This is a genomic window from Geodermatophilus sp. SYSU D00779 (assembly GCF_054050595.1).
In genome coordinates, this window is sequence record NZ_JBJGZQ010000016.1 from 20,667 (window position 1) to 46,417 (window position 25,751).

27 protein-coding genes are annotated in these 25,751 nt (G+C 76.2%); 11 read left to right on the forward strand and 16 right to left on the reverse strand.

The features are described from left to right. Nucleotides 1-187: 187 nt before the first annotated feature. On the forward strand, nt 188-1,033 hold the full coding sequence (locus tag ACI79G_RS14245; RefSeq protein ID WP_456881775.1) for a phosphotransferase: 846 nt from the start codon (nt 188-190) through the stop codon (nt 1,031-1,033). Between the two features lie 170 nt (nt 1,034-1,203). Here ACI79G_RS14245 and ACI79G_RS14250 read toward each other — a convergent pair whose 3' ends face one another. The 6 genes from ACI79G_RS14250 to ACI79G_RS14275 all read right to left on the reverse strand — a co-directional run bounded on the left by ACI79G_RS14250 (nt 1,204) and on the right by ACI79G_RS14275 (nt 6,156). Next, complete coding sequence (locus tag ACI79G_RS14250; RefSeq protein ID WP_456881776.1) at nt 1,204-1,545, reverse strand: MGMT family protein; 342 nt, start codon at nt 1,543-1,545, stop codon at nt 1,204-1,206. A gap of 20 nt (nt 1,546-1,565) precedes the next feature. Further along, nucleotides 1,566-2,144, reverse strand: coding sequence for a TIGR03086 family metal-binding protein (locus ACI79G_RS14255; protein ID WP_456881777.1), 579 nt, complete (start codon nt 2,142-2,144; stop codon nt 1,566-1,568). A gap of 124 nt (nt 2,145-2,268) precedes the next feature. Beyond that, nucleotides 2,269-3,429 (reverse strand): adenylyltransferase/sulfurtransferase MoeZ, encoded by a 1,161-nt coding sequence (gene moeZ / locus ACI79G_RS14260; RefSeq protein ID WP_456881778.1) that lies wholly within the window; start codon nt 3,427-3,429, stop codon nt 2,269-2,271. 174 nt (nt 3,430-3,603) lie between these two features. Further along, entirely contained in the window at nt 3,604-3,798 is a 195-nt protein-coding gene (locus ACI79G_RS14265; protein WP_456881779.1) for a hypothetical protein, read from the reverse strand. Between the two features lie 70 nt (nt 3,799-3,868). Further along, the gene (locus ACI79G_RS14270; protein WP_456881780.1) at nt 3,869-4,660 is read right to left on the reverse strand and encodes a DUF3152 domain-containing protein; all 792 of its coding nucleotides are present in this window, start codon (nt 4,658-4,660) and stop codon (nt 3,869-3,871) included. A 437-nt stretch (nt 4,661-5,097) separates the two neighbouring features. After that, nucleotides 5,098-6,156, reverse strand: a complete 1,059-nt coding sequence (locus ACI79G_RS14275) for an alpha/beta fold hydrolase (RefSeq protein WP_456881781.1) — start codon at nt 6,154-6,156, stop codon at nt 5,098-5,100. A 69-nt stretch (nt 6,157-6,225) separates the two neighbouring features. Between ACI79G_RS14275 and ACI79G_RS14280 the strand changes: the two genes are divergently transcribed. Then, complete coding sequence (locus ACI79G_RS14280) at nt 6,226-6,876, forward strand: TetR/AcrR family transcriptional regulator (RefSeq protein ID WP_448617698.1); 651 nt, start codon at nt 6,226-6,228, stop codon at nt 6,874-6,876. A 153-nt stretch (nt 6,877-7,029) separates the two neighbouring features. Next, nucleotides 7,030-7,266 (forward strand): DUF3107 domain-containing protein, encoded by a 237-nt coding sequence (locus tag ACI79G_RS14285; RefSeq protein WP_091212895.1) that lies wholly within the window; start codon nt 7,030-7,032, stop codon nt 7,264-7,266. Nucleotides 7,267-7,322: 56 nt separating this feature from the next. Here the strand turns inward: ACI79G_RS14285 and ACI79G_RS14290 are convergent, their stop codons facing one another. Then, nucleotides 7,323-7,973 (reverse strand): ferritin-like fold-containing protein, encoded by a 651-nt coding sequence (locus ACI79G_RS14290; protein WP_456881782.1) that lies wholly within the window; start codon nt 7,971-7,973, stop codon nt 7,323-7,325. A 437-nt stretch (nt 7,974-8,410) separates the two neighbouring features. Between ACI79G_RS14290 and ACI79G_RS14295 the strand changes: the two genes are divergently transcribed. The 4 genes from ACI79G_RS14295 to ACI79G_RS14310 all read left to right on the forward strand — a co-directional run bounded on the left by ACI79G_RS14295 (nt 8,411) and on the right by ACI79G_RS14310 (nt 13,031). Beyond that, complete coding sequence (locus ACI79G_RS14295) at nt 8,411-9,931, forward strand: DEAD/DEAH box helicase (RefSeq protein WP_456881783.1); 1,521 nt, start codon at nt 8,411-8,413, stop codon at nt 9,929-9,931. A 111-nt stretch (nt 9,932-10,042) separates the two neighbouring features. Further along, the gene (locus ACI79G_RS14300; protein WP_456881784.1) at nt 10,043-11,131 is read left to right on the forward strand and encodes an outer membrane protein assembly factor BamB family protein; all 1,089 of its coding nucleotides are present in this window, start codon (nt 10,043-10,045) and stop codon (nt 11,129-11,131) included. Between the two features lie 83 nt (nt 11,132-11,214). Beyond that, nucleotides 11,215-12,162: an alpha/beta fold hydrolase gene (locus ACI79G_RS14305; protein ID WP_456881785.1), complete on the forward strand. Its 948-nt coding sequence runs from the start codon at nt 11,215-11,217 to the stop codon at nt 12,160-12,162. Further along, nucleotides 12,159-13,031, forward strand: coding sequence for an oxygenase MpaB family protein (locus ACI79G_RS14310; protein ID WP_456881786.1), 873 nt, complete (start codon nt 12,159-12,161; stop codon nt 13,029-13,031). Before ACI79G_RS14305 ends, ACI79G_RS14310 begins: the two co-directional genes overlap by 4 nt. 90 nt (nt 13,032-13,121) lie before the next feature. Here ACI79G_RS14310 and ACI79G_RS14315 read toward each other — a convergent pair whose 3' ends face one another. From ACI79G_RS14315 to ACI79G_RS14335, 5 genes are all read right to left on the reverse strand, one after another. Continuing rightward, nucleotides 13,122-13,982, reverse strand: a complete 861-nt coding sequence (locus ACI79G_RS14315; protein WP_456881787.1) for a RecB family exonuclease — start codon at nt 13,980-13,982, stop codon at nt 13,122-13,124. Nucleotides 13,983-13,992: 10 nt separating this feature from the next. Beyond that, complete coding sequence (locus tag ACI79G_RS14320) at nt 13,993-14,868, reverse strand: PHP domain-containing protein (protein ID WP_456881788.1); 876 nt, start codon at nt 14,866-14,868, stop codon at nt 13,993-13,995. Continuing rightward, nucleotides 14,868-15,596, reverse strand: coding sequence for a PH domain-containing protein (locus ACI79G_RS14325; protein WP_456881789.1), 729 nt, complete (start codon nt 15,594-15,596; stop codon nt 14,868-14,870). The genes ACI79G_RS14320 and ACI79G_RS14325 overlap by 1 nt, the downstream gene beginning before the upstream one ends. 6 nt (nt 15,597-15,602) lie before the next feature. Next, complete coding sequence (locus ACI79G_RS14330; protein WP_456881790.1) at nt 15,603-15,755, reverse strand: hypothetical protein; 153 nt, start codon at nt 15,753-15,755, stop codon at nt 15,603-15,605. A 129-nt stretch (nt 15,756-15,884) separates the two neighbouring features. Further along, nucleotides 15,885-16,508 (reverse strand): DUF6758 family protein, encoded by a 624-nt coding sequence (locus ACI79G_RS14335; protein ID WP_456881791.1) that lies wholly within the window; start codon nt 16,506-16,508, stop codon nt 15,885-15,887. A 76-nt stretch (nt 16,509-16,584) separates the two neighbouring features. On the opposite strand from ACI79G_RS14335, the gene ACI79G_RS14340 reads away from it, so the two are divergent. Next, entirely contained in the window at nt 16,585-17,010 is a 426-nt protein-coding gene (locus tag ACI79G_RS14340) for an NUDIX domain-containing protein (protein WP_456881792.1), read from the forward strand. Nucleotides 17,011-17,035: 25 nt separating this feature from the next. On the opposite strand, the gene ACI79G_RS14345 is transcribed toward ACI79G_RS14340, so the two are convergent. Beyond that, on the reverse strand, nt 17,036-17,545 hold the full coding sequence (locus ACI79G_RS14345; RefSeq protein ID WP_456881793.1) for a MaoC family dehydratase: 510 nt from the start codon (nt 17,543-17,545) through the stop codon (nt 17,036-17,038). 137 nt (nt 17,546-17,682) lie between these two features. Here ACI79G_RS14345 and ACI79G_RS14350 point away from each other — a divergent pair, with 137 nt between their 5' ends. Both ACI79G_RS14350 and ACI79G_RS14355 read left to right on the forward strand, forming a co-directional pair. Then, nucleotides 17,683-18,183 (forward strand): hypothetical protein, encoded by a 501-nt coding sequence (locus tag ACI79G_RS14350; protein ID WP_456881794.1) that lies wholly within the window; start codon nt 17,683-17,685, stop codon nt 18,181-18,183. After that, the gene (locus ACI79G_RS14355; protein ID WP_456881795.1) at nt 18,180-19,106 is read left to right on the forward strand and encodes an MFS transporter permease; all 927 of its coding nucleotides are present in this window, start codon (nt 18,180-18,182) and stop codon (nt 19,104-19,106) included. The genes ACI79G_RS14350 and ACI79G_RS14355 overlap by 4 nt, the downstream gene beginning before the upstream one ends. Before the next feature lie 34 nt (nt 19,107-19,140). On the opposite strand, the gene ACI79G_RS14360 is transcribed toward ACI79G_RS14355, so the two are convergent. Further along, nucleotides 19,141-19,434, reverse strand: a complete 294-nt coding sequence (locus ACI79G_RS14360; RefSeq protein WP_456881796.1) for a WXG100 family type VII secretion target — start codon at nt 19,432-19,434, stop codon at nt 19,141-19,143. Nucleotides 19,435-19,584: 150 nt separating this feature from the next. Here ACI79G_RS14360 and ACI79G_RS14365 point away from each other — a divergent pair, with 150 nt between their 5' ends. Beyond that, the gene (locus ACI79G_RS14365) at nt 19,585-23,754 is read left to right on the forward strand and encodes an FtsK/SpoIIIE domain-containing protein (protein WP_456881797.1); all 4,170 of its coding nucleotides are present in this window, start codon (nt 19,585-19,587) and stop codon (nt 23,752-23,754) included. Between the two features lie 19 nt (nt 23,755-23,773). On the opposite strand, the gene ACI79G_RS14370 is transcribed toward ACI79G_RS14365, so the two are convergent. Both ACI79G_RS14370 and ACI79G_RS14375 read right to left on the reverse strand, forming a co-directional pair. Continuing rightward, nucleotides 23,774-24,286, reverse strand: a complete 513-nt coding sequence (locus ACI79G_RS14370; protein ID WP_456881798.1) for a DUF6912 family protein — start codon at nt 24,284-24,286, stop codon at nt 23,774-23,776. 72 nt (nt 24,287-24,358) lie between these two features. Next, nucleotides 24,359-25,738: a WS/DGAT/MGAT family O-acyltransferase gene (locus ACI79G_RS14375; RefSeq protein WP_456881799.1), complete on the reverse strand. Its 1,380-nt coding sequence runs from the start codon at nt 25,736-25,738 to the stop codon at nt 24,359-24,361. Nucleotides 25,739-25,751: the final 13 nt, after the last annotated feature.

A 25,751-nucleotide genomic window follows, 5' to 3' on the forward strand; every position in this document is an offset into this window, starting at 1 on the left:
ATCCCGATGACACCACGAGCGGCCGACGATCTCCGGATGGATCGGGTCACACGGCGCGGCCCGCAGCGCCGCGCAGCGACCGTGGAGTCCCCTGGCGTCGGTGCCGGGCGCTGCGCCGAAATGCGATGGCGGTCAGGACGCGGTCTCGACAGTCTGTCCGCCCGGGGACCAGCGGAGGGCGGGGCTGATGACGGTCCAGGACGCTGCATCGGCGGGCGGCGGAACCGGTGGGGAGCCGCTCGCCGGGGGCAGGACCACGCCGGGGGTCGTCCGCATCGGGAACGCGGTGCACCGCCCGGTCCGCCGGTGGACGACCACGGTGCACGCGGTGCTGCGGCACCTGGAGCGGGTGGGCTTCACGGAGGCGCCCCGGGTGCTCGGCTTCGACGACCAGGGACGCGAGGTGCTCACCTACCTGGAGGGCGAGACGGTCGCAGGCGCGCACCCCTGGCCGGAGTGGACCTCCTCGGACGAGGCCCTGACGCAGGTCGGCTCCTGGTTGCGGCGGCTGCACGACGCCACGGCCGACTTCGTGCCCCCGGAGGACGCGGTGTGGTTCGCCGGTCAGCGCTGGCGACCGGGTCTGGTCATCGGGCACCACGACGCCGCGCAGTACAACGCGGTCTGGCGGCGGGGACGGCTGGTCGGCTTCGTGGACTGGGACGTCGCGGGGCCGTCCACGCGGGAGTTCGACCTGGCGTACTCGGCCCTGATGTGGGTGCCCCTGCTCGCCCCGGGATCCGCGTGGCCGGTCGCGTCCCGCTCGGTGGAGGAGCGGCACCGGCGCCTGCACCTGGTGCTCGACGCCTACGGGTACGACGACGACCGCGCCGCGCTGCGGGCAGCCGTGGCCACGCGCGCCCGGCGGAACGCGGAGGTGACCCGTCGGCTCGCCGACGGCGGCGACCCGGTGTTCCAGGCGCTCCGTGCCCAGGCCGCCGACCTGGACCGATCCGCGCAGCAGGTCGACGAGTTCCCCGCGTCCTTCTGGCGGCGGCCCCCAGCGGACCCCGCCCGCCGACGACGGGAGTGACCTGCGCGGGGCACGTCGACCGGGTGGGCGGCCGCCGGACGCCCGAGGTCCTCAGGGGCTGCGGCTGTGACCGGGACCGTTCCCGGGTCCGCCTCCGGGCGACGGTCGCCGCGTGCACCGAGCCGGACGCCACCGCCTCACCGGAGGCACCCACTGCCGACCGACCGCACTCAGGGCCAGCCGACCGCGGCCAGGTCGACCCGGCCGGAGCGCACCGGCACCCCCTCGGCGGCGAGCAGGGCCAGCTGCTCGACCCGGACCGGCTCGGCGGCCGAGCCGTCGGCGCGGACCACCCGGTGCCAGGGCACCGCTGCCCCGCCCCGGGACAGCGCGCGGGCGACCCGCCGCGGCCCGACGCCGACCAGCCGGCCGATCGCGCCGTAGGTGCTCACCCGCCCCGGCGGGATGCGCTCGACGGCGTCGAACACCGCCTCGTCGACGTCCAGCGACGAGGCACCCGGGGAGAGCGGCCCGCCGCTGCCGCGGGTACGGGGCCGCGGGTCGTCGTCCACCCCTGTCGTACCGACGGGGGTCAGCCCCGGCGGCCGTACCTGCCCAACAGCCGAACCTGCGGTGAGGCGGTCCGCGGCACGTCCAGCGGCGGGTCGAACAGGCCGGGCACGCCGTCGGCGGGGAGCCGGTCGGCGACCACCAGGGCCGCGGTGACCAGCGCCGGGTCCAGCTCGGTGTCGCCGTCGGTGGCGCGGGCGAGGTCCCAGGAGTGCACCGTGAGGTCGGCGGTCAGCTCCTCGATGTACTCGGCCGCCGAGGTGGGGCCGCGCTCCAGGTGCACGGTGTGCAGCAACGCGCGGTCCTGCGCGAAGGCGGCCAGCGCGCCGTCGGCGGCGGACTCCCAGCCGGTCAGGGGGTCGTCGCCGAGCAGGTCGCTGGTGTCGTCGGGGAAGCGGCCGTCGGTGTACGGCTCGCCGGCCAGCAGCGGCGGCGCCCAGAGCGCCTCGGTCACCAGGTGCGCGACGAGGTCGGCGACGGTCCAGCCGGGCAGCGCCTCGTCGTCCCACTGCTCCGGTTTCACCGCGTCGACGCGGTCGGTGAACGCAGCCTGTGCGCGCTGGAACAGCGCGAGCAGCTCGGTGGGGGCGAAGTCGGCCATGCGATCAGTAGACAGCGCGACGGCCCGGTCCGCCCCCGAACGGGAGCGGACCGGGGCGAGGACCACCCCACCCCCACCGCTGCGGGACCCTGCAGGGCGGCCGGGGGGAGGGTGGTCCTCCCGCTCAGTAGGTGGGCAGCGTCTTGTCGATGCGCGTGGCCCAGGCCGTCACGCCACCCTGCACGTGGACGGCGTCGGAGAAGCCCGCGTTCTTGACCGCGGCGAGCACCTCGGCCGAGCGGACGCCGGTCTTGCAGTGCAGCACGATCGGCTTGTCCTGCGGCAGCTGCGACAGCGCCCGGCCGGAGAGGATCTCGTCCTTGGGGATGAGCTTCGCGCCGGGGATCGACACGATCTCGTACTCGTTGGGCTCCCGGACGTCGATGAGCTCGAAGTCCTTGCCGGCGTCCATCATGTCCTTGAGCTCGTCGACGGTGATCGTCGAGCCCGCGGCGGCCTGCTGGGCCTCGTCGGAGACGACCCCGCAGAAGGTCTCGTAGTCGATGAGCCCGGTGATCGGCTCGGCCTCCGGGTCCTTGCGCACCTTGATGGTGCGGAAGGTCATCTCCAGGGCGTCGTAGACCATCAGCCGGCCGAGCAGCGTCTCGCCGATGCCGGTGATCAGCTTGACCGCCTCGGTGGCCTGGATGGCGCCGATGGTCGCGCACAGGACGCCGAGCACGCCGCCCTCGGCGCAGCTGGGCACCATGCCGGGGGGCGGCGGCACCGGGTACAGGTCGCGGTAGTTCGGGCCGTGCTCGTTCCAGAAGACCGAGACCTGGCCGTCGAACCGGTAGATGGAACCCCACACGTACGGCTTGCCCAGCAGCACGCAGGCGTCGTTGACCAGGTAGCGCGTGGCGAAGTTGTCGGTGCCGTCGACGATGAGGTCGTACTGGCCGAAGATCTCCATCACGTTGTCGCTGTCCAGCCGCGTCTCGTGCAGGCGGACGTCGACGTAGGGGTTGATCTCCTTGATGGAGTCGCGCGCGCTCTCGGCCTTGGACCGGCCGACGTCGGACTTGCCGTGGATGATCTGGCGCTGCAGGTTCGACTCGTCGACGACGTCGAACTCGACGATGCCCAGCGTGCCGACACCGGCCGCGGCCAGGTACATCAGCACGGGCGAGCCGAGGCCGCCGGCGCCGACGGCGAGCACCTTGGCGTTCTTCAGCCGCTTCTGCCCATCCATCCCGACGTCGGGGATGATCAGGTGACGGCTGTACCGGCGGACCTCGTCGATCGTCAGGTCCTCGGCGGGCTCCACCAGGGGTGGCAGGGACACGAGCTGCTCCTCAGTACTCGACAGCGGCCCAGCGCAGGCCGGCGTTCGTCGGGTCAACAGCCTGGCACGCAGGACGATTCCCACGGCAGGGCGGGCTGTCGGACGACCGACCGCGGCCGACCAGTGCGCGGAGGCGCTCGTCGCAGCAGGAGGACGGGACGAGACGCCCGGACCTCAGCTCCCGGCGGCCAGCCGCTTGAGCGTCTGGCCCACGTAGACGACCGAGAGCACGAAGAAGGCAGCGCCGACCGCTGCCCTCACCTGGTCGGCGGTGAGACCGGAGTTCCGGGCGACCGGGTCGGCCACCGCGTCGGCCAGCTTCGCGCGCCACCCCTGCAGACCGGCCTTGCCCAACGAGATCGCGTCCATGCCCGCCCCCTACCCGGGGACGGGCGCGCGGACGCGCACCCGTGGCGGTGCCGCCGGTGGCCCGACCGTGTCAGGGGTACGGCCAGGCGTTCTTGGCGCAGCCCTCGAGCCCGAGGGTCTGCTGCTGCATGACGGGGGCCGGCTGGTCGGGACCGGGGCACTGCTGGTGGCCGTTGCCGAGAGCGTGGCCCACCTCGTGGTTGACCACGTAGTGCCGGTAGGTGGGGATGTCGCCCTGGTAGTCGGGGACGGCGGTCGCCCAGCGGGCCAGGTTGATGACGGCGCGGTCGCCGTACCGGCAGGAGGTGTAGCCGCCGGTGCCCACGCCCGGGCAGTACCGCTCCATGTTGCCGGGGCTGATCAGGGTCACCTTGAACGCGAAGTCCCCGGCCGCGGCCTCGGCCTCGCCCACCCGCTGGAACGACATCCGCCCGCCGTTGCCCCAGGAGCGCGGGTCGCCCAGCGTCTCCTCGACCGCGGCGGCGAACGAGGGCCCGTCCACCTCGATGCCGTCCTCGACCTCGACGACGAAGCGCTGCAGCGGCCCGGTGCCGTGGACCTGGGAGGTGCCGGGGACGACGGTCACGGTGCCCGCGCCCCGCTGGACGAAGCCGGGGGCTCCCGCGGCGGTCTCCGGCGCCTCGGTCGGTGCGGCGTCGACCTCGACCGGCGCCGTGGGCGTCACCGTCGGCGTCGCCGTGGGCTCGACGGTGCCGGGGGCCACGGCGGCGACCGACGGCTCCGGCGCGGCGGTGGCCGACCCGCTCGTGCCGGTGTCGCCGAGCACCAGGTCGACGAGGGTGACCACGGTGGCGAGGGCGAGCAGCGGGATGGCGTAGGCCCGCCATCCCCAGCGGGTCACGAAGCGGCGGAACCGGCCGCCTCCGCCGCTCGGGGGTCCCGACCGGGCGCGGTCGCGCACGACGACGCGGGTCCCGCCGGTGCGCGGCGCGCCCGGTCCCTGACCCGGCGCGGTACCGGTCGCCGCGGGACGACGGCCCTGCGGACGGTCGGTGCGGCTCGCGGACCCCGACCGGGTCAGGACCGGGTTGGTGTCGGCGGACCGCGGGGACTCGTGCGGCTGGGCGCGACGGGCCGCGGGCGGGGGCACGCGCGGCAGCCCGCGCGCGGGTTCCTCGGCACGCGCAGGACGACCGGGCGGGCCGGCGTCCGGGGCCGGTCGCGTGCGCCCGTTCGGTCCGCGGCCGGGGGAGGCGTCCGCGGGACTCACCTCAGCAGACTCTCACGCCCCGGCGGTCCCGGCGGAGACCGCGCGGGAACGGCGTGTACGCAGGTGGGTCAGGAGGCCCGGGCCGCGTCGCCGCGCTCCAGGACCGCCTCGGCGGCGTCCTCGGCCAGCCCCAGCACCGCCCGCGCCGTCGGCTCGGGCGCCTCGAGCATGGCGACGTGCCCGACCCCCTCGAGGACCAGCAGCCGCGCGTCGGGGACGGCGTCGGCCAGCCGCGGTGCGAGCGCCGGGTCGACGAGCCGGTCGCGGTCGCCCCAGACGACCAGGGTCGGCGGGCGCAGCGACCGCACCAGCCGCCAGGCGTTGCGCGGGCCCACCCGCAGGTAGGAGGTGATCAGGCCGCGCATGCTGCGGGTCAGCGCCTGCGTCGCCCACGGCTGCCCGGCGCGCTCGCGCATCTCCTCCAGCGCCTGCTCCAGCCGCACCCTCGGCACCCGGCGCGGGTCACCGAAGCACACCTGCACCATGCCCCGGACCTGCTGCTCGGGCGTCACGCCGGAGAGCCGGCGCTCGGCCAGCGCGGGGATGCCCGGCAGCAGGAGCAGCAGCAGGGTGCGGTTGAAGGCGCCGGGCACGCGGTAGACCGGCATCGCCGGCGACACGAGCGTCAGGGTGGCCACCAGGTCGGGGCGGCCGGCGGCGACGAGCACCGAGACCAGGCCGCCGAGGGAGTTGCCCAGCAGGTGCACCGGCCGGCCGGCGGCCTCCCCCGGCTCGGCGACGATCCGCTCCAGGACGTCGACGACCGCCGCCACGTGCCCCCGCACCGAGTAGGAGGTGCGCGCCGGCGGCCGCGAGCGACCGAAGCCGGGCAGGTCGAGGGCCCAGCCGTCGAAGCGGACGGCGAGCAGCGCGGCCAGGTCGGTCCAGTTCGTCGAGGCGCCCCCCAGCCCGTGCACGTAGAGCGCCCGCTCCCGCGGCGCACCCTCGCGGGGGCCGTCCACCGGGCCGGTCCACGGCGTCCGCCGGACGAAGACCTCTCCCCCGCGGACGGCGACCTGCTCCCCGGGCCACGGCGGCGGGACGGCGTCGGTGCCGGGCAGCGCGGCCGTCGACAGCCGGGCCGGGCGCCGCTCCGGGGCGATGGGGGTTGCGGGACCCTCGGGCACCCGGCCGACGGTAGGTCAGGGCCCACGACGGCGCGCGAGCGGGTGACCGGTCGGTAACATCTGCCCGCCATGCACCCATCCCGCCCAGCTCCCGCGCCCGTCCGCCGCTCGTCCCGCCTGCCGCGGGGCGCCCGCCGGGCGCAGCTGCTGCAGGCTGCGCAGGAGGTGTTCGTCGCCAACGGCTTCCACGCCGCGGCGATGGACGAGATCGCCGACCGGGCCGGGGTCAGCAAGCCGGTGCTCTACCAGCACTTCCCGGGCAAGCGTGAGCTGTACCTGGCGCTGCTGGAACAGCAGGTCACCCTGCTCACCGACCGCGTGCGCGAGGCGATGGAGGGCACCGACGACAACCGCACCCGCGTCAACGGGGCCGTCGGTGCCTACTTCGACTTCATCAACGCCGACGGCGCCGCCTTCCGGCTGGTCTTCGAGTCCGACCTCAACAACGACGACGACGTCCGCGAGCTCGCCGACCGCGGGCACCGCGCGTGCGTGGAGGCCATCGGCGAGGTCATCGCCGCCGACACCGGCCTCGACCGGGAGCGGGCCCTGCTGCTGGCCTCGGGCCTGACCGGGTTGTCCGAGACCAGCGCCCGCTGGTGGCTGCCCCGCAAGGGCACCGTCTCCCGCGACGAGGCGGTGGCCCTGCTGACGGCGCTGGCCTGGCGCGGCATCTCCGGCTTCCCGCGGGTCGAGGGCGGCGAAGGCACACCGCGCTGAAGAAGGGACCCCGCTGCCCCCTTACTCGCGAGCTCGCGGCGGGACCCTGCAGCGGGGCCTCGTTCGCTGACGGCGCACCTGCACCGCAGGTCGGCGGTTCTCCGGCTGCACTAGCGTGGGGAACAGCCGCGCAACTCTGAGGAGGCATCCCCCGTGGAAGTCAAGATCGGTGTCCAACACTCCCCCCGGGAGCTGGTCATCGACAGCCCCCAGTCCCCCGACGAGATCGCGACCGAGGTGGCGAAGGCCATGTCCGGCGCGACCAAGGACGGCCTGCTGACCCTGGTCGACGAGCGCGGACGTCGGGTGCTCGTGCCCGTCGACCGCATCGCCTACGTCGAGATCGCGCAGGCCGACCAGCGACGCGTGGGCTTCATCGCCGGGGCCTGACGGTCCGCACGTCCCGACGGGGCGCCTCCGCACCAGCGGGGCGCCCCGTCGTCGTGTCAGGGGTTGAGACCGAGGGTCTTCATCCGCTCGGTGTGCGCGGTGGTGATGCGCTCGACCAGCCGGCCGATGCCGGACAGGTCGCCGGTGCCCTCCAGGATCAGCTCGGCGAGCTGGTCGCGCTCGGCGATGACCGCCTGTGCCTGCCGCATGGCCTCGCCCACCAGCCGCCGTCCCCACAGGGCCAGCCGGCCGGAGAGCGTGCGGTCGGTGGCGATGGCCGCCCGCACCTCACGGACGGCGAAGTCGGCGTGCCCGGTGTCAGCGAGGACGTCGAGGATCAGCCCGCGGTCGGGGTCGGGCAGGAAGCCGGCGATCTCCCGGTAGAACTCCGAGGCCAGGCCGTCACCGACGTAGGCCTTGACCAGGCCCTCCAGCCAGGTGCGCGGCCGCGTGCTCTCGTGGAAGGCGTCGAGCGCGGGGACGAACGGGCTCATCGCCGCGGTCGGCTCGGCGCCGAGCTCGGTGAGGCGCGCGGTCAGCCGGCAGTGGTGGTCGATCTCCGCGGCGGCCATCTGCGCCAGCGCGGCCCGGCCGTCCAGGGTGGGCGCCAGCCGGGCGTCCTCGGCCAGCCGGTCGAACGCGGTCAGCTCGGCGTAGGACAACACGCCCAGCAGGTCGATGACGGCCTGCTTGTCGACGGTGTCCACTGGCAGCTCCCGGGGTCGGTGGGACGGTCGGCGACTGCCCCGGACGGGTGGCACGGGGGTCCGGACAGCGCGGCGGAGGGAGGCTAACCGCCGCGCACGGTAGACTGGGAATCGGCGAGCCCTCCGGTTCGCTGTGTATCTGTGCGCTGACGACCGCTGGAGACGACACCCCGAGGGGTCTCCTCCCGGGCCGACATCGAGGTGCGGTCCGGTTTCTGCTGGCCGCGTCGGCGCTGGAACTGATCCCGCGACACCCGACCGGGACAGCTGCGGAGCGGCGCGAGCGCGCCCCGGAGCCGGCCCCCAGCAGACCAGAGGCGAGAGCACTGACCTCCACCGAGAACACCCCCACCACCCCCGAGATCGAGCACGCCGAGACCGGCGCCCCCGCGCCCGAGCAGCTCGAGCAGGCCGTCGAGGAGCTCGGCGGCGCCCCCGTGGCCGACGACGCCCCGCTGTTCAGCGACTTCGACGTCCACCCCGACGTCGTCGCGGCGCTGGCCGAGGTCGGCATCACCCGGACCTTCGCCATCCAGGAGCTCACCCTCCCGCTGGCCCTGGCCGGCAACGACCTGATCGGCCAGGCGCGGACCGGCACCGGCAAGACCCTCGGCTTCGGCGTCCCGCTGCTGCAGCGGGTCGTCCCGGCCGCCGAGGGCGGCGACGGCGTGCCGCAGGCGCTGGTCGTCGTCCCCACCCGTGAGCTGTGCGTGCAGGTCGCCCGCGACCTGACCACCGCCGGCGCCAAGCGCGGCGTCCGCGTGCAGGCCATCTACGGCGGCCGGGCCTTCGAGCCGCAGGTGCAGGCGCTGCAGAGCGGCGTCGACGTCGTCGTCGGCACCCCCGGCCGGCTGCTGGACCTGGCGCAGCAGGGCCACCTGATCCTGGGCAAGGTGCGCGTGCTGGTCCTCGACGAGGCCGACGAGATGCTCGACCTGGGCTTCCTGCCCGACATCGAGCGGATCCTCGCGATGGTCCCGGAGAAGCGGCAGACGATGCTGTTCTCCGCGACGATGCCCGGCCCGATCGTGACGCTGTCGCGGTCGTTCATGACCCAGCCGACGCACATCCGGGCGCACGGCAACGACGAGGGGTCGACGGTCCCGCAGACCACCCAGTTCATCTACCGGGCGCACAACCTGGACAAGCCCGAGCTGCTCGCCCGGGTGCTGCAGGCCCGCGACCGCGGCCTGGCGATGGTCTTCTGCCGCACCAAGCGCACCGCGCAGAAGGTCGCCGACGAGCTGGTCGAGCGCGGGTTCGCCGCGGCGGCCGTGCACGGCGACCTCGGCCAGGGTGCCCGCGAGCAGGCGCTGCGCGCCTTCCGCAGCGGCAAGGTCGACGTCCTGGTCGCCACCGACGTCGCCGCCCGCGGCATCGACGTCACCGGCGTCAGCCACGTCGTGAACTACCAGTGCCCCGAGGACGAGAAGACCTACGTGCACCGGATCGGCCGCACCGGCCGCGCCGGCAGCAGCGGCGTCGCGGTCACGCTCGTCGACTGGGACGACATCCCGCGGTGGCAGCTGATCAACAAGGCGCTGGACCTGGAGTTCACCGACCCGCCGGAGACCTACTCGACCTCGCCGTGGGTCTACGCCGACCTGGACGTGCCCGAGGGTGCGACCGGCCGGCTCCCCCGCGCGCAGCGCACCCGTGAGGGCCTGGACGCCGAGACCCTCGAGGACCTCGGCGAGACCGGCAAGCGGACCCGCTCCGGCGGCGGCCACGGGCCGGCCCGGTCGGACGGCGAGGAGCCGGCCGCGGCCCGCAAGAGCCGTCCGCGCCGGCGCACGCGGGGTGGCGGTGCGGCCGCGACCGGTGCCGCCGCCGCGACCGACGCGCCCGTCGAGGCGCCCTCCGGTGAGGGCGCCGCGTCCGGCGAGGCCCCGGCCCGCAAGCGCCGTCGGCGTCGCCGCGGCGGCTCCGGTCGCAGCTCGGCCGAACCCGCCGCCTAGATGAAGGACCACCTCCTCCCCACCCCTCGCGAGCTCGAGGCGGGCCCCTGGAGGTGGCCGAACCGCCCGCCACTGCGGGTGTGGGTGTGGACGGCGGCCACCCTCGCGCTGGTGGTCGTCGCCGCCCTGCTCTGGCGGGGCTCGGACGCGGCGGCCACCGACAGCACCACCGCAGCACCGGCCGACGTCCCCACCGGGACGCCGGCCGGTGCCGTCTCCCCGGCCTGGACGGCGCCGACCACGGCGTCCGGCGGCGCGACCCGGGCGACCGTGGACGGCGGTCGCGTCGTCGTCGGCGACGAGCACGGGGTGCGCGCGCTCGACGTGGTCACCGGCGAGGAGGCCTGGCGCTACAGCCGCGCCAACGCCCGGCTCTGCGACTGGACCCTCGTCGGCGGCCGCATCGTCGCCGTCTCCGGGACCGAGGACCGCTGCGACGAGGCGGTCGCGCTGTCGGTCGACACCGGCGTCCGGCTCTGGACCCGCAACCTCGACCTGCGCCCCGACGCGGTGCTCACCAGCACCGAGGGCATCGTGCTGGCCACCAGCCCGACCGGCGTGCTCACCCTCGACCCGGTCGGCGACAGCATCCGCTGGCGAGCCGCCCCGGAGGAGGGCTGCACGTTCGCCGACGGCGACGTCGGCGGGGCCGGCGTCGCCGTCCTCGAGCAGTGCGGCGGGTCGACGCGGGTGCGTCTGCTCGACGGCTACGACGGCAGCCCGCAGTGGACCCGCGACACCGCCGAGGGGACGGCGCTGGCCGGCGTCCAGCAGGCGGTCGTCGTCAGCGGGGACGACGGCGTGCAGCTGCTCGCCGGTGCCGACGGCGCCCCGCTGGGCGCACCCCTCGCCAGGTCCGTCGACGATCCGGCCGCCGGCGAGGTGCTCGTGGCCGCGGTCGGCACCAGCGCGCTCGTGTGGGCCGACGGCACGCTCACCGTCGTCGACCAGGCCACCGGCGCGGTGTCCTGGCGCACCCCGGCCACCGGCCTGCCCGTCGGCACCGTCGACCGGGCGCTGCTCGCCGCGGGGACGTCGGTGCCGGTGCCCGAGGGCGACGCCGTCGTCCTCCGCGACCTCGTGACCGGCGAGGAGCTGCAGCGCGTCGGCACCCCACCGCTGCCGGCCGGCGGGCTGCTCACCGTGGCCGGCCCGGTCGTCGTCCACCAGCTGCCCGACCGCGTCCTCGCCTACCGCTGAGACAGGGGCCCCCTGCCCCCCACCACTCACAGGCTCGCGGCGGGTCGACTGCAGGGGGGCCGCCGCCGAGGTTGACTGGGGGCATGGTGATGCCCGGCGGCCCGGACGACCGCGCTCCTCTCTCGATCGCCCCCGACGACCTCCGCCAGCTCGCCGACCACGACGCCCGGCACCGCACGTTCGACGGCGGCGCGGGTCCGCTGACGGCACTGGACACGGGGAGCGACGGCGAGCGCGGCACCGTCCTGCTGGTCCCGGGCTTCACCGGGAGCAAGGAGGACTTCGCGCCGCTGCTGCGTCCGCTGTGCGCCGCCGGCCACCGGGTCGTCGCGCTCGACCAGCGCGGCCAGTTCGAGTCCCCCGGCCCCGACGACCCGGCCCGCTACTCGGTCGCCGAGCTGGGCCAGGACCTGGTCGCCGTCGCCCGGCAGCTGCGCGCCGAGGGCGTCGGCACGCTGCACCTGCTCGGGCACTCCTTCGGCGGGCTGGTCGGCCGGGCCGCCGTCCTGGCCGAGCCCGCGGCGTTCAGCAGCCTCACCCTGCTCGGCTCCGGTCCGTCGCGGTTGGGCGGCGCCCGGGCGGAGCTGCTCGAGCACCTGATCCCGCTGCTGGACGCCGGGGGCGTGCCGCTGGTGCACGAGACGCTCGAGCAGCTGGCCATGACCGACCCGAGGGCGCAGCTGGTGCCTGCGCGGACCCGCGAGTTCCTGGCCCGGCGGTTCCTCGCCACCAGCGCCGCGAGCCTGCGCGGGATGGCCGACGCGATGACCACCGAGCCCGACCGGGTCGCCGAGCTCGCGGCCACCGGCGTCCCGGTGCTGGTGGCGCACGGGGTGGCGGACGACGCGTGGACACCGGCCGCCCAGGAGGACATGGCGCGCCGGCTCGGCGCCCGGCACGAGGTCATCCCGGGCGCGATCCACTCCCCCGCCATCGAGAACCCGGCCCGCACGGTGGAGGTCCTGCTGGAGTTCTGGGCCTCGGTCCCCGCTGCCGGCCGCTCCGCCGAGGACGCCGGGGCGCTGCGGTGAACCGGACGCCGTCGATCCGCGACTTCACCGCCGAGGAGGACCTGCTCGGCTTCTTCGGCCCCGACAGCGTCAGCTGGCGCATCCACGCCGACCCGGCCTTCTCCGTCGGCGGCATCCGGGCGCTGCTGCTGCAGGCCCTGCACCCGGTGGCGATGGACGGCGTCGCCCGCTTCTCCACCGCCTTCACCGACGATCCGTGGGCGCGGCTGACCCGCACGGCCGAGTACGTGGCCACGCTGACCTTCGGCACCCGCCGGGACGCGCTGCGCTCGGTGCGCCGGGTGCGCGGCATGCACCGCGGCAACACGGCGGTCGAGGAGACCACCGGCCGCCGCTACGCCGTCGACGACCCCGACCTGCTGCTGTGGGTGCACTGCTGCGAGGTCGACTCGCTGCTGTCGGTCGCCCGCCGCGCCGGGGTGCCGCTGACCGACGGGGACGCCGACCGCTACGTCGCCGAGCAGGTGACCGCCGCGGTGCTCATCGGCTGCGAGGCCGACGACGTGCCGGCCAGCGTGGCCGAGCTCGACGCCTACCTGCAGCGCACCCGCCCCCAGCTGACGGTCACCCCGGCGGCGCGGGACGCCTCGCTCTTCGTCCTGGTGCCCCCGATGCCCGGGTGGGTGCAGCTGCTGACCCCCGCACGGCCCGCGTGGAGCACCCTGGCGGCCATGGGGGCCGCGACGCTGCCCCGGTGGGCACGCCGGTTGTACGGACTGCCGGGCTACGGCCTGACCGACACCGCCGCGACCGCCGCCGTGCGGGCGTTCCGCCGCGCGGCGCTGGCGGTGCCGGCACAGGTGCGGGAGTCACCCATCGCGCGGGCGGCCCGGGAGCGCGTCGCGTCCGCCGCACCACTCATCGCCTGAAGCAGGACCCCGTCCTCCCCTGGAGGGCCCCGCTGCCCCCCACCGCTCGCGAGCTCGCGGCGGGACCCTGCAGCGGGGCCGGATGCGGGGTCAGGCCGGAGGCGCCTGCACGACCTCCTCGGCGAGGAAGCTCCACGTCTCCCGCGACGGGGTGGCCGCCCGGCCGACCGCGCAGCTGGGCCGGAAGTCGCACCAGCCGCACTGCCGGCCGGGGACCGCGGGGAACGCGGCGTCCGGGTCCTCCCCGTCGTCGACGGCCGCGGTCGCCGCGGTGATGTCGGCGGCGACGTCCTCCGCTCGGCGGACGTGGTTGGCCAGCGACCGGTCGGTGTGCTCGAAGGCGGCCACCGTGCCCGACGGCAGGTGGTGCAGCTCGACCCGGCTGCACGGCCGGCGCAGGGTGCGACGCACGCCGAGCACGTACGCGGCCAGCGCGGGTGACCCGCGGGCCTCGTCGTCGGTGCAGACCGAACGCCCGGTCTTGTAGTCGACGACGACCAGCTCGTCGCCCCGCTGGTCGATCCGGTCGACCCGGCCGGACAGCGCCAGCCGCTCGGTGGTGGCGGCCACCTGCCGTTCGGTGCCGACCGGCTCGTCGGCGGGGTCGAGGCCGCCCACGTAGTCGGTGAGCCAACCCGCGGCCCGGGCGCGCCACCGGTCGGACTGCTCGGCGTCGCGGAAGCCCGCGGTCGACCAGACCCCGTACAGCAGCTGGCGGGCCGCGGCCGGCGTGCGCTTGGGCAGCGGCAGCTCCCACCACGAGCGCAGCGCGGCGTGCACGGCCGAGCCGACGCTGTTGTGCGCCCACGCCGGGCCCTTGGCCGGGGTGGGCCGGTCGACGTAGGCGTGCCGGTACCGGCGCGGGCAGTCGCTGAAGGTGGCCAGCTTGCTCGGCGTCGCCGGGAACAGCCGCCGCGGCATGCCCGGCATCTCCAGCTGTGCGCCTCCCACGCCGGTCACGCTAACCGGCGGTGCCGCCGGTCCCGGGGAACGGCACGGCGCCCGTCCCGGCGGCCAGCAGCGCCTCGTACTGGTCCGGCGCGGTGGTGCAGACGGCGATCGGCGTCGTCTTGTTGCTGCCGTGGTAGTCGCTGGAGCCAGTGACCAGCAACCCGAGCTCGCCGGCCAGCCCCCGCATGTGGGCGCGCTCGTCCGGGTCGTGGTCGGGGTGGTCGACCTCCAGGCCGAGCAGCCCGGCCTCGGCCATCGCCGCGATCGCCTCGTCGCCGACCACCCGGCCGCGCCGGGTGGCCAGGCCGTGCGCGAACACCGGCACCCCGCCGGCCGCGCGCACGAGCGCGATGCCGGCGAGCACGTCGGTGTCGGCCTTGGCGACGTAGAAGGGGCTGCGGTGGTGCAGCAGCGTGGCGAAGGCCTGGTCGACCGAGTCGACGACGCCGGCCTCCACCAGGGCGCGGGCCACGTGCGGCCGCCCCACCACCCCGCCGCCGGCGCGCTCGACGATCTCGTCCCAGACCACCGGGTGCCCGGCCTCGGCGAGCCCGGCGACGATCCGCTCCCCGCGCCCGAGCCGCTCCTCGCGCAGCCGTGCCCGCTCCGCGGCCAGGCCTGGGTGCTCGGGGTCGAACAGGTAGGCGAGCAGGTGCACGCTGATGGGCGGCGCCTGCGCCGGGAACCAGCGGCAGGACAGCTCCATCCCCGGGACGACGGTCAGCCCCTCGGGGCGGGTCCGCTCCGCCTCGGCCCAGCCGGCGGTGGTGTCGTGGTCGGTGAGCGCGACGACGTCCAGGCCCGCGCCCCGCGCCGCGGCGAGCAGCTCGGCGGGACTGTCGGTGCCGTCGGACACCGACGAGTGGGTGTGCAGGTCGATCCGCATCAGCGCCCAGCCTGCCGCATCCTGCGGCCGGCCACCCGCGGCGAGCGGGGACGCCGCGGCGGCAGCGGCGGGATCGGCTGGGTGTCCCGCCTCTCGTCGATGGGGGCGCCCCGCGCGGGGTGGTCCGACGACGGGGGCGACGGCCGGCGGGGTTGCCGCGGCGACGGTTCGGCGTCGCCCTCGTCGTCCCCCTTGTCGGCGCCGTTGCCGCCGAACAGCAGGTCGCTCACGTCGCGGTAGAGCACGTCGGCCCGCGGCAGGTAGGTGATCTCCGAGAGCGCCTGCTGCTGGCCGGCCGACTCGAAGCGGAACGTGCCGTAGCCGAGCAGCTGGCCGAACAGCGTCTCCTTGTACGTCAGGTCGGTGATGCGGCGCAGCGGCAGCAGGGCCACGGTCCGGACGATGATCCCGCTGGTCAGCAGCACCCGGCGATTGGTGACGATGAAGTGCCGCATCCACCACTCGCCGACCCGCAGCGCGAGGTACACCAGCGCGCCGACGAGCACGAGGAAGCCGGCGGTGGTCGGCAGCCGCTCGTCCGGGTCGAGCAGCATCAGCCAGAGGCCGGCGACCAGCGCCGGGGCGGCCTTGGCCACGGGGACGGCGAGCCCCGCCCAGTGCCGGCGGGTGGCGATGACGGGCGGCAACTCATGCGGGAGCAGGTACTTGTCGGCGTCCTTGCTCCACCGCGGCCGGCGGCCGTCGGGAGGTGTCGCCGGGCCGACCACGCCGGCCTAGGCGAGGGACTCGAAGAACTCGGCCAGCGAGGACGCCGCGTCGCCGAGCGCGTGGCCGGCGGTGCGGACGAAGTCGGCGGAGCTCTCGGGCGCTGAGATGACGTAGAAGACGATGAAGGCGAGCGCCAGCCAGGTGAGGACCTTCTTCACCGTCACCTCCGCGTGGCTGTCGGACGGACGCGCGGACGGGGGCGCCCGCACGGCGAGCCCCATGCGTAACACACGCCGCAGGACCCCCACCCGGGGACACGCCGCCGGGGATGCGGTCGGTCCGGTCCGTCACGGTCCGGGCAGGAGGTGCTCGCTGGGCGGGCCGAGCGGCAGGTCGGGGTAGAGCCGCTCGCGCAGGTCGAGCAGCGTCAGCCGCTCGGCGAGCAGCCACGCGGCCGACATCGGCCACATGACCAGCCACAACCAGACGCCGTAGGCCTCCCCGACGAAGGCGGCGCGGTCGTCGGAGGTCGGCACCGCCCACAGCGGCGCGCGCTGCCCGGCGGCCTCGACGTCGGCCGACGAGGGGCCGGCGATGACGTCCCCGGGGTCGAGGCCGGGCAGCCCGGCGTACCCGCAGCCGACGCCGGTGCCCGGCTCCTCGGCGACGAGCACCAGCTCGGCCGAGCCGCCGAGCGGCGCCGGTCCGGCGCAGTCGACGACGATCGCGCGCGCCCCGGGCTCCCCGCCCCACGCCAGGCCGGTGACCGTCCAGCCCGGTGGCATCGGGTCGGGCACCCACGCGGGCACCCGGGCGTCGGCGGTCACCGCGGCGATGGCGTCGTGCGCCACCAGCAGCGTGTGGTGCAGCGGCGTCACCGCACCGTGCACGTGGCACCAGGCCTGAGCCGAGTTCCCGGGGCGGACGACCACGCGTTCGCCGCAGCGGGGACAGACCGTGGTCGCAGTCATCGGGCATCACCGTCCTGTGACCGGACGGGTTCGTCAAGCGCTGGCCGCTGCCGGGTGCGTGCGTACCGTTCGGGGCGTGCCGCCCGCCGCCGACGCCGCCCTGCCCGTGGTCGCCTGCGTCGGTGCGGTGGTGCTCGACGCGCGCGGCCGGCTGCTGCTCGTCCGACGAGGTCACGAGCCCAGCCGCGGGCTGTGGTCGGTGCCCGGCGGCCGGGTCGAGGCCGGGGAGTCGGTGGCCGCGGCGGTCGAGCGCGAGGTGCGCGAGGAGACCGGCCTGGCGGTGCGGGCCGGTGCCGAGGTGGGCCGCGTGCGGATCCCGGGCCACGGTGTCGTCTACGACGTGGTGGACCTGGCCTGCACGCTGCTGGACCCGGCGGCCGTCCCGGTGGCCGGCGACGACGCGGACGACGTCACCTTCGCCGACGCGGCCGACCTCGAGCGGCTGACCTGCACGCCGCGGCTGCTGGAGACGCTGCGCGGCTGGGGCGTGCTGCCGTCCTGAGCCGGCCCGGCAGCACGCCCGCCGGTCAGCTGCGCGGCCCGGGCTCCGGGCGGCCGGGCTGCTCGCCGCCGCGGGACTCGCCGTAGGAGCGCTTGGGCACCATGACCTTGCGCCGGAAGACGCAGACCACGGTGCCGTCCTGCTTGTAGCCGATGGTCTCGACGTGGACGACGCCGCGGTCGTCCTTGGACCGCGACTCGGTCTTGTCGAGCACCGTCGTCTCGCCGTAGATGGTGTCGCCGTGGAAGGTCGGCGCCACGTGCCGCAGCGACTCGATCTCCAGGTTGGCGATGGCCTTGCCCGACACGTCGGGGACGCTCATGCCGAGCAGCAGCGAGTAGACGTAGTTGCCGACGACGACGTTCCTGCCGAAGTCGGTGGTCTCCGCCGCGTAGTGGCTGTCCAGGTGCAGCGGGTGGTGGTTCATCGTGATGAGGCAGAACAGGTGGTCGTCGTACTCGGTGACGGTCTTGCCCGGCCAGTGCTTGTAGACCGCACCGACCTCGAACTCCTCGTAGTACCGACCGAACTGCACGTGCTGCCTCCGCGGTGCCGACGCTGACATCGGGGCACCGGGCGGTCGCCGGACACGGACCCACCACGCCCGGCGGGCCAGCTGCCCACCACGCGTCGGTGGCCCATCTGGACGGCCGCCGATCCTACGATGCGCCCGTGGTACCGGCTCCCCCCGTTCAGGACACCGGGGAGCCCGGTGTCCTGACGCTCTCGCCCACCGGCCGCCGGGTCCGGCTCGCCGCCACCGCCGTCGTGCTCGCGCTGCTGCTCGGCGGCACGCTGTGGGGCAACGACTCCGAGTTCCCGTTCGGCCCGTTCCGGATGTACTCGACCCGCGCCGACCCCGACCGCCCGGTGGTCTCCACCAGCGTGGTGGGCGTGACCGCCGACGGCGACGAGGTGCGGCTCTCCGGCGGCGAGGTGGGGCTGCGCCGGGCCGAGTTCGAGGGGCAGCTGCCCCGCCTCGTCGAGGAGCCGCAGTTGCTGGGTCTGCTCGCCGAGTCCTACGCCGACCGCCACCCCGACGCCGAGCCGCTGGTGGCGGTGCGGGTGGTGCAGCGGCGGCACGCGCTCGACGGCGGCCGGCGCACCGGCGAGGTCACCGAGAGCGTGCTGGTCGACCACGTCGTGGCGACCGGCCAGGAGGGCACCCCGTGAGCACGACCGCCTCCCCCGCTGCGCCGTCCGTCTCGGGCCGCCGCGCGTGGTCGTACTGGTGGTTCCGGCCCGTCCCGCTGGCGCGCGTCGCCGTGTTCCGGACCATCGCCTACCTGTTCGTGCCGGTCGACGTCTTCCTGACCACGGCCTGGGTGCGGGCGCACGCCGACGTCCCCACCGAGTGGTACGCGCCCCTGACCATCGGCCGGCTGCTGCCCCTGCCGACGCCCACCCCGGCGGTCGTGTTCGTCGTGCAGTGGGCCCTCGTCGGGACCGCCCTGGTGGCGGCGACCGGCCGGGCGCCCCGCCTGCTGGGCACCGCGGTGTTCCTCCTCTACTTCGAGTGGATGGTCATCGCGATGAGCTACGGGAAGGTGGACCACGACCGGATCGCCTACCTCGTCGCGCTGGCGGTGCTGCCCACCATCGGGCGCGTGAGGTGGCGCGACAAGCGCTCCTCGGAGGCGGCCGGCTGGGCCATGGCGGCGGTCTTCGTCACCGTCATGCTCACCTACTTCCTGGCCGCCTGGGCCAAGATGCGCTTCGGCGGCTGGGACTGGGCCACCGGTTCCACGCTGGCCCGGGCCATGGTGCGGCGCGGCACCGTGCTGTCGGACTGGACCCTCGAGACGCCCGGCCTGCTGGTGGGTGCCCAGTGGGCGATGCTGGTGCTGGAGTTCGCCGCACCGCTCATGCTGCTGGTCTGGTCGGCTCGCGCGCGGATCGCGCTGGTGGTCTTCCTGCTCGGCTTCCACCTGGCCGTCTACGCCAGCGTGGCGATCATCTTCCTGCCGCACTGCGTGGCCATCCTGTCGGTCCTGCCGTGGGAGCGGCTGCCCGACGCCACCCGTCGGCTGCGCGCCCGGACCGGCGACGGGCGCCCGGCCGGGGTCTCCCCGGCCGGGGCCGCACCCCCGGGCTGAGCGGGCACGCGGGCTGTGCCGGATCCGGGGCCGATCAGATCAGCGCACCGATGCGGGCCGCCATGTCCGCTTCGTGCTGCTGGTAGGACGCCGCCACGCTGCTGAGCAGACCGCCCATGCCGGTGAGCGCGTCGCTGACCCCCTGCGCGCTGAGCCGCCACTGCTCGTAGAGCTCGGTGAACCGGGCCGCGGCCTGGCTGTCGGTCCACCCCTCGAGCACCGAGGCGTCCACGCTGCTCGACAGGGTGGTGTGCCGGGCGGTGGTCTCGGCGGCCTCGGCGCGGCACTGCCCGGCCAGCGACTCCAGGGTGGTGATCTCGACCTTCACGTGTCCTCCTCGTGGTCCGGGTCCCTCCCGGTCGGGGCGGACGGTAGGTGCCGGGCCTCTCCCGCCCACCCCGGTCGTCCACAGCCCGCCCGCCGTCCACAGATCCGTGGGCGGGCCCCGAGCGGCGGAGCGCGGGGCCAGGGTCGAGAGGTGCCCGCCCGCTCCCCCACCACCCGCTGCTGGACCCTCGTCAGGTCCAGCGGCGCCCTCGACGTGGCGGTCTGCGCCTGCGACGACGAGCGGCTCGGCGCGATCCTGCCCCCGCTGGCCGCCGCGCTGCGCCTGCCGTCCGCAGAGCTCTGGTCGGGCAGCACCCGGCTGGCTCCCGACCTCCTGCTCACCGACCCGGCCCTGCTGCACGGGGCACTCCTGGGCCTCGGCCGCCCCGGCCCCCGCCCGGGCGCCGCGGTGGGGTCCAGCGCCCTGGAACTGCACGTGGTCGGCGGCCCGGATGCCGGGGCGACGCTGCCCCTGGACCGCGGCCGGCACGTCGTCGGCCGCGGCAGTGACGCCACCGTCCGGCTGACCGACCCCGCCGTCTCCCGCCGGCACGTGCTCGTCGAGGTCGGCGCCGGGGACCTCACCGTCCGCGACCTCGGCTCCAGCAACGGCAGCCGGCTCGACGGGGCGCCCATCGACGCACAGCCGCGGCCGTGGCCGTCCGGGGCACCGCTCCGGCTGGGGTCGAGCACGCTGCGGACGACGGGACCGGGCAGCGCCCGCGCCGCCGTCCGGCCCGGAGCTGGTGGACGGCTGCTGCTGCGTCCGCACCCGCGCCTGCACCAGCCGCGCGAGGACGTCGAGATCGCGCTCCCGGCCGCGCCCGTCCCCGCACCGCCCCGGCGGCTGGCGTGGGTGGCCGTGGCCCTCCCGGCGGTCGGTGGCGTGGCCCTCGCCTGGGCGCTCGACGCTGCGCACTTCCTCTTCTTCGCCCTGCTCGGTCCGGTGGTGGCGGTGGGCACGTGGCTCTCCGACCGGTGGTCGGGCCGGCGCACGACGCGGCGTGCCCGGGCGGCCCACGCCGCGGGGCTCGCCGAGGCGGAGGAGCGGCTGGCGGCCGCGCTCCGCGCCGACGAGCGCGCGGCCGAGGCCGCCTCCCCGGACCTGGCCGCCCTCGCCACTGCGGCCCGCCGCCGGTCCACCGACCTCTGGCAGCGGTGCCGGGGGGACGCCGACGCGCTGGCCGTGCGGATCGGCACCGGCCCCGGGGAGTCCCGCGTGGTGCGGGTGGACCCCGACGGCTCCCGTGGCCGGGAGCGGTCGGACCGGCTGCCCGTCGTCGTCGAACTGGCCGCCACCGGGGGGCTCGGCGTCGCCGGTCCGCGCGAGCCGGCGGTGGGCGTCCTCGCCGGCGTCCTGGCCCAGCTGGCGGCGCTGCACGCGCCCGGCGAGGTGGAGCTGGCCCTGCTCACCACACCCGACCGGCTGGCCGACTGGGCCTGGCTGCGGTGGCTGCCGCACCTCGCCGCGGGGTCGGTGCACGTCCGCACCGCTCCCCCGGCCGACGACCCCGACGAGGACACCCTCCGGTGGCTCACCGCCCTCGGATCCCGGCGGGCGGGCGGTGAGGAGGGTGCCCGCGGCTGGGTCGTCGTGCTGGTCGACCGGCCGGTCGGGCCCCGCGTGCTGGCCGCGCTGCGCAGCGCGCACGCCGTCCGGGTCGTCGTCCTCGGCTGCGGCTCCTCGGCAGCGGACCTCCCCGGGCTCGGGGACGCGGTCCTGCTGCTCGGCGGTGAGACCGGTGAGCGGGCGACCCTGCTCCGGTCCAGTGCGGGCGAGCAGCCGGTGGGGGCCGTCGACCGGCTGCCGCGGCGGGTGGCCGCACAGCTGGCGCACGACCTGGCCGTGCTCGCCCCCGCCGCCCCCGACGCCGCGCTCCCCCGGCAGGTCCGGCTGCTGGACCTGGCGGCCGCCGCGGTCGGCGGGTGGTCGCGGGCGCGCGACTCGCTGGTCGCGACGCTGGGCCGCACCGCGACCGGGGACCTGTCGGTCGACCTGTGCCGGCACGGGCCGCACGCGCTGGTGGCCGGGACCACGGGTTCGGGCAAGTCCGAGCTGCTGCGGGCGCTGATCGCCGGCCTGGCCCTGGCCCACCCGCCGGACCGGTGCTCGTTCCTGCTCGTCGACTACAAGGGCGGAGCGGCGTTCGCCGAGGCGGCCGAGCTCCCGCACACCGTGGGGCTGCTGACCGACCTCGACGGCGCGACGACCGCCCGGGCGCTGCGGTCGCTCACCGCCGAGCTCACCCGCCGCGAGGCACTCCTCGCCGCTCACGGCGTCCCCGACCTGGCGGCCCTGCCCGAGGCGGTCGAGCTGGCCCGCCTGGTGATCGTCGTGGACGAGTTCGCCGGGTTGGCCGAGGACCTGCCCGCCTTCCTGTCCGGCCTCGTCGGCATCGCGCAGCGGGGGCGCTCGCTCGGCGTGCACCTGGTACTGGCGACCCAGCGTCCCGGCGGCGTCGTCTCCCCGGAGATCCGGGCCAACTGCACGCTGCGCATCTGCCTGCGGACGACCGACGAGGCCGAGTCCCGCGACCTGCTCGGCTCGGCACACGCCGCCGTCCTGCCGGTCGACGTCCCCGGCCGCGGTTACCTGCGGACCGGTGGCGGCGCGCCCGTGCCGTTCCAGGCGGCACGGGTCAGCGGCGGGTCGCACGGTGTCCGGGTCGCCGGACCGCGGGTGACCCCGTGGGGCTGGCCGGTCCCCGTCGTCCCGGTGGCGGAGGAGGTGCCGGCCGGGTCCAGCGACCTGGCCCGGCTCACCGCAGAGCTGGCGCGCCGGGCCGTCGAGACGGGCCTGCTGCGGCCGCACCGGCCGTGGCGTCCCGCGCTGCCCGACCACCTGACCGCCGTGGACCTGCGGGACCTCGCGGGGGACGGTACGAGCCCCCGGCTGCGGCTGGGACTGCTCGACCGTCCGGACGCGCAGACACAGGAGCCGCTGGAGCTGGACCTGGACCGAGCCGGCGGCTGGCTCGCGGTCGGCGGTCCGCGCAGCGGGCGGACGACGTTCCTGCGGGCCGCGCTCGCCGAGGCGGTCACCGCACTCGGCCCCGACCGGCTGCACCTGCACGTGCTCGACCACGGCGGCGGCGGGCTGGCCGCGGCGGGAACCGGCCTCCCGCACACCGGCACCGCGGTCGGTGGGGACGACGCCCTGCGGACCGTGCGGCTGCTGGACCGGCTGGCGCAGGAGGTCGCCGCACGGCGCGCGGCACCGCCCGGTGGGCCTCGCCCGCACCTGCTGCTGCTCGTCGACGGTGTGGAGTCGGTCATGACGCAGCTCGACGAGTCGGATCCCGGCCGGGGGTCGGCGGCGCTGCTTCGCCTGGTCCGGAACGGCGGGGCGGCCGGGCTGACGTGCCTGCTCACCGCTGATCGCGCCGTCCCGGGCGGTCGGCTGGCCAACGCCGTCGGCACCCGGCTGGTCCTGCCGCTGCCCGACCGCGCCGACTACGCCGTCGCCGGCATCCCGGCCCGCGACGTGCCCGGACACCGGCCACCCGGTCGGGCGCTGGTCGGGGAGGAGGCCCGGGAGTGCCAGCTCGTCCTGCCCCGTGAGCTGCCCAGCACCTGGCCCGACCCACCCCGCCACGGGGGCCCGCTGTCGATCCCCGAGCTGCCGACCGCCCCCGTGCTGCCGCTGCCGGGACCGACCGAGGGCGCGCACCCGCTGCTGCTGCCGGTCGGGCCCGGCGGTGACGACGGCGGCGTCCTGACCGTCGACCTCGCCCGCACCGGCGGCCTGCTCGTCACCGGGCCGCCCGGCAGCGGACGGACCACGGCGCTGGCGTGCGCGACGCGCCACCTCGCCGCCGCGGGGGCCGCGGTCCTGCAGGTCGTCCGGGACCCGGACCGCGCGTCCGCGGGGAGCACCCCCGCCCTGTCCCGGCTGGACGCCACGGACCTCGCCGGCTGGCAGGAGTGGATCGCCGGGCTGCGCGGCACCCCCGGCGCCGTGGTGGTCGACGACCCCGCCGACCTGGCGGACTCCGCCGTGTTCGGCGCGCTCACCGCGGCCGAGGCCGTGCCGGACGTCGTCCTCCTCGTGGCCGGGACGGCGGCCGAGCTGTCAGCGGCCTACCGGGGCCCGGTGCCCGCGCTGCGGCGGCGACGCAGCGGCCTGCTGCTGTCGCCGGGACCCGGGGACGCCGACCTGCTGGGCATCCGGCTCCCCCGCACACCGGTGCCCGCCCGGCCCGGCTCGGGCTGGCTGGTGGTGGCGGGTGCGGCCGAGCGGGTGCAGGTCGCCCGTCGCGACCCGCCGCTGGACCGGGTCCCGGCCGCGGTGGGCAGCGGAGCCTGCGGTGCAGCGTGGTGACCGGCCGCCCGCCCCGGGATCACAGCAGCTCGAGCAGCGTCCCGATCTCCTGGGTGGCGTACCAGGCGAGCTCGTGACCCTCGGCCTGGTCGACGACGAACTGGGCGTCCTCGCTGCCGAGGTCGGCCTCGAGCACGACGTCGACCGCCGCCCGGACGTCGTCCTCGGCCTCCGCGCCGTCGACGTGCGCGCTGGCGACCTCGGCCAGGGCGATGTCGCCGGTGATGCGGACGGCACCGCGGTCGGCGTCCGGGTCCTCGACCTCGGCGACCGCGGAGTCGGGGACGTCGGCGGCCAGCACGACCCGGCGGCGGGCGGCGGAGGGGTCGACGTCGACCAGCCGGAGGCTGGCCCGCGCGGCCGCGAGGAGGGCGGCGTACTCGAGTTCCTCCTCGTCGGCCCCGGCGTCACTGAGGGCGTAGAACTCGCGCAGGCCCGGAGTGACCGCGAAGGCCGTGAGCGGCCCGGTCAGGCGCCCCTCGTCCACGAGCGTCCGCAGGACGTTGGTCGTGGCGGGCAGGTACACACGCACCGGGCTGGCTCCTTCGCGCCGAGGGGACGCACGACGGTATCCCGGCGCGGATACGGCCCCGCGGGCCGCGGGTCAGCCCGCGGTCTCGACCAGGACGGCGAGCTCCTGCTCGATGAGGTCGGCGAGCACGTCGACGTCCCCGACGCCGTCGCGGTCGGCGTTCAGGCCGAAGAAGACCCGACCGTCGTAGCTGGTGATGCCCACTGACAGCCCCTGCCCCGGGGCGAGCGGGACCACGGGGAAGACCTCGAGCATCCGGGAGCCGGCGGCGTACAGGGGCAGCTGCGGCCCCGGCACGTTGGTGACCACCAGGTTGGCCATCCGGCGGGACAGGCCGCGCGCCGCCCGGGCGCCGAGGGCGTGCAGCGTGGGCGGGGCGAAGCCGGTGAGCGCGATGAGCGCGTCCGCGCCGACCGACCGGCCGTGCTGGCTCACGCCGCGCATGGCGAAGCTCAGCCGGGTCAGGCGCACGCGCGGGTTGGGCTCGCCGACGGGGAGGTCGACCAGGTAGCTCGACACCCGGGTGCCCGGGGCCTCCTCCTCGTCGTCCTGCACCGACACCGGCACCAGCGCCCGCACCGAGGTGGACCCGACGACCGCCTGGCCCCGCGAGAGCAGCCAGTCCCGCAGTGCTCCGGTCACCACGGTCAGCAGCACGTCGTTGACCGTCCCGCCGTACGCCTTGCGGACCCGCTTGACGTCGTCGAGGTCGGCCCGTGCGACCGCCACACGACGCTGGCTGCCGTGCGTCGCGTCGAGGGGCGTGTGCGGAGCCGGGAACAGGGCCGACCGCGCCGCGCGCGCGGCACCCTGCGCGGCGCCGGCCAACCACGCGCCGGTGGCCCGCGCGTCGGTGAGGGCGCGCCGCGCGGTCTCGACGCCCGCCGTCGGGCGCGCCGCGTACTCCGCCATGGCCTCGCCCACCAGCTGCAGCGCGCCGGGCAGCCGGCGGGGTCGCCACGGGCCGGGTGCGGGGACCGTCGCGTCGGGTGAGTCGTCGAGCAGGACCTGGCCGATGTCGACGGTGCCCAGTCCGTCGACCAGCGCCGGGTGCGTCTTCGTGACGACCGCGACCCGGCCCTCGGCCAGGCCCTCCACGAGGTACACCTCCCACAGCGGCCGCCCCCGGTCCAGCGGGCGGGCGACCACCCGGGAGACGAGGTCGAGCAGCTGGGCCTGCGTCCCCGGCCGGGGTACCGCGGACCGGCGGACGTGGTACTCGATGTCGAAGTCCGGGTCGTCGGCCCACACCGGGTTGGCCAGGTGCCCCAGCACCTCGAGGACCCGCTGCCGGTAGCGCGGTACCAGCGGGAGCCGGGCCTCGATCAGAGCGGCGATCGCGTCCAGGCCGCCCGCCGGCGGCTCGAGCACGAGGACGCCGGCCACGTGCATCGGGTTGTCCGGCTTCTCGAGGTAGAGGAACGACGCGTCCAGGGTGGTCAGGCGCTCCACCTTCGGTCTCCTC

Coding starts and splice junctions, on each gene's coding strand:
- ACI79G_RS14280 (WP_448617698.1), top strand. CDS start 6,226: ATGCACCCATCCCGCCCAGCTCCCGCGCCCGTCCGCCGCTCGTCCCGC.
- ACI79G_RS14305 (WP_456881785.1), top strand. CDS start 11,215: ATGGTGATGCCCGGCGGCCCGGACGACCGCGCTCCTCTCTCGATCGCC.
- ACI79G_RS14255 (WP_456881777.1), bottom strand. CDS start 2,144: ATGGCCGACTTCGCCCCCACCGAGCTGCTCGCGCTGTTCCAGCGCGCA.
- ACI79G_RS14265 (WP_456881779.1), bottom strand. CDS start 3,798: ATGGACGCGATCTCGTTGGGCAAGGCCGGTCTGCAGGGGTGGCGCGCG.
- ACI79G_RS14245 (WP_456881775.1), top strand. CDS start 188: ATGACGGTCCAGGACGCTGCATCGGCGGGCGGCGGAACCGGTGGGGAG.
- ACI79G_RS14335 (WP_456881791.1), bottom strand. CDS start 16,508: ATGACTGCGACCACGGTCTGTCCCCGCTGCGGCGAACGCGTGGTCGTC.
- ACI79G_RS14320 (WP_456881788.1), bottom strand. CDS start 14,868: ATGCGGATCGACCTGCACACCCACTCGTCGGTGTCCGACGGCACCGAC.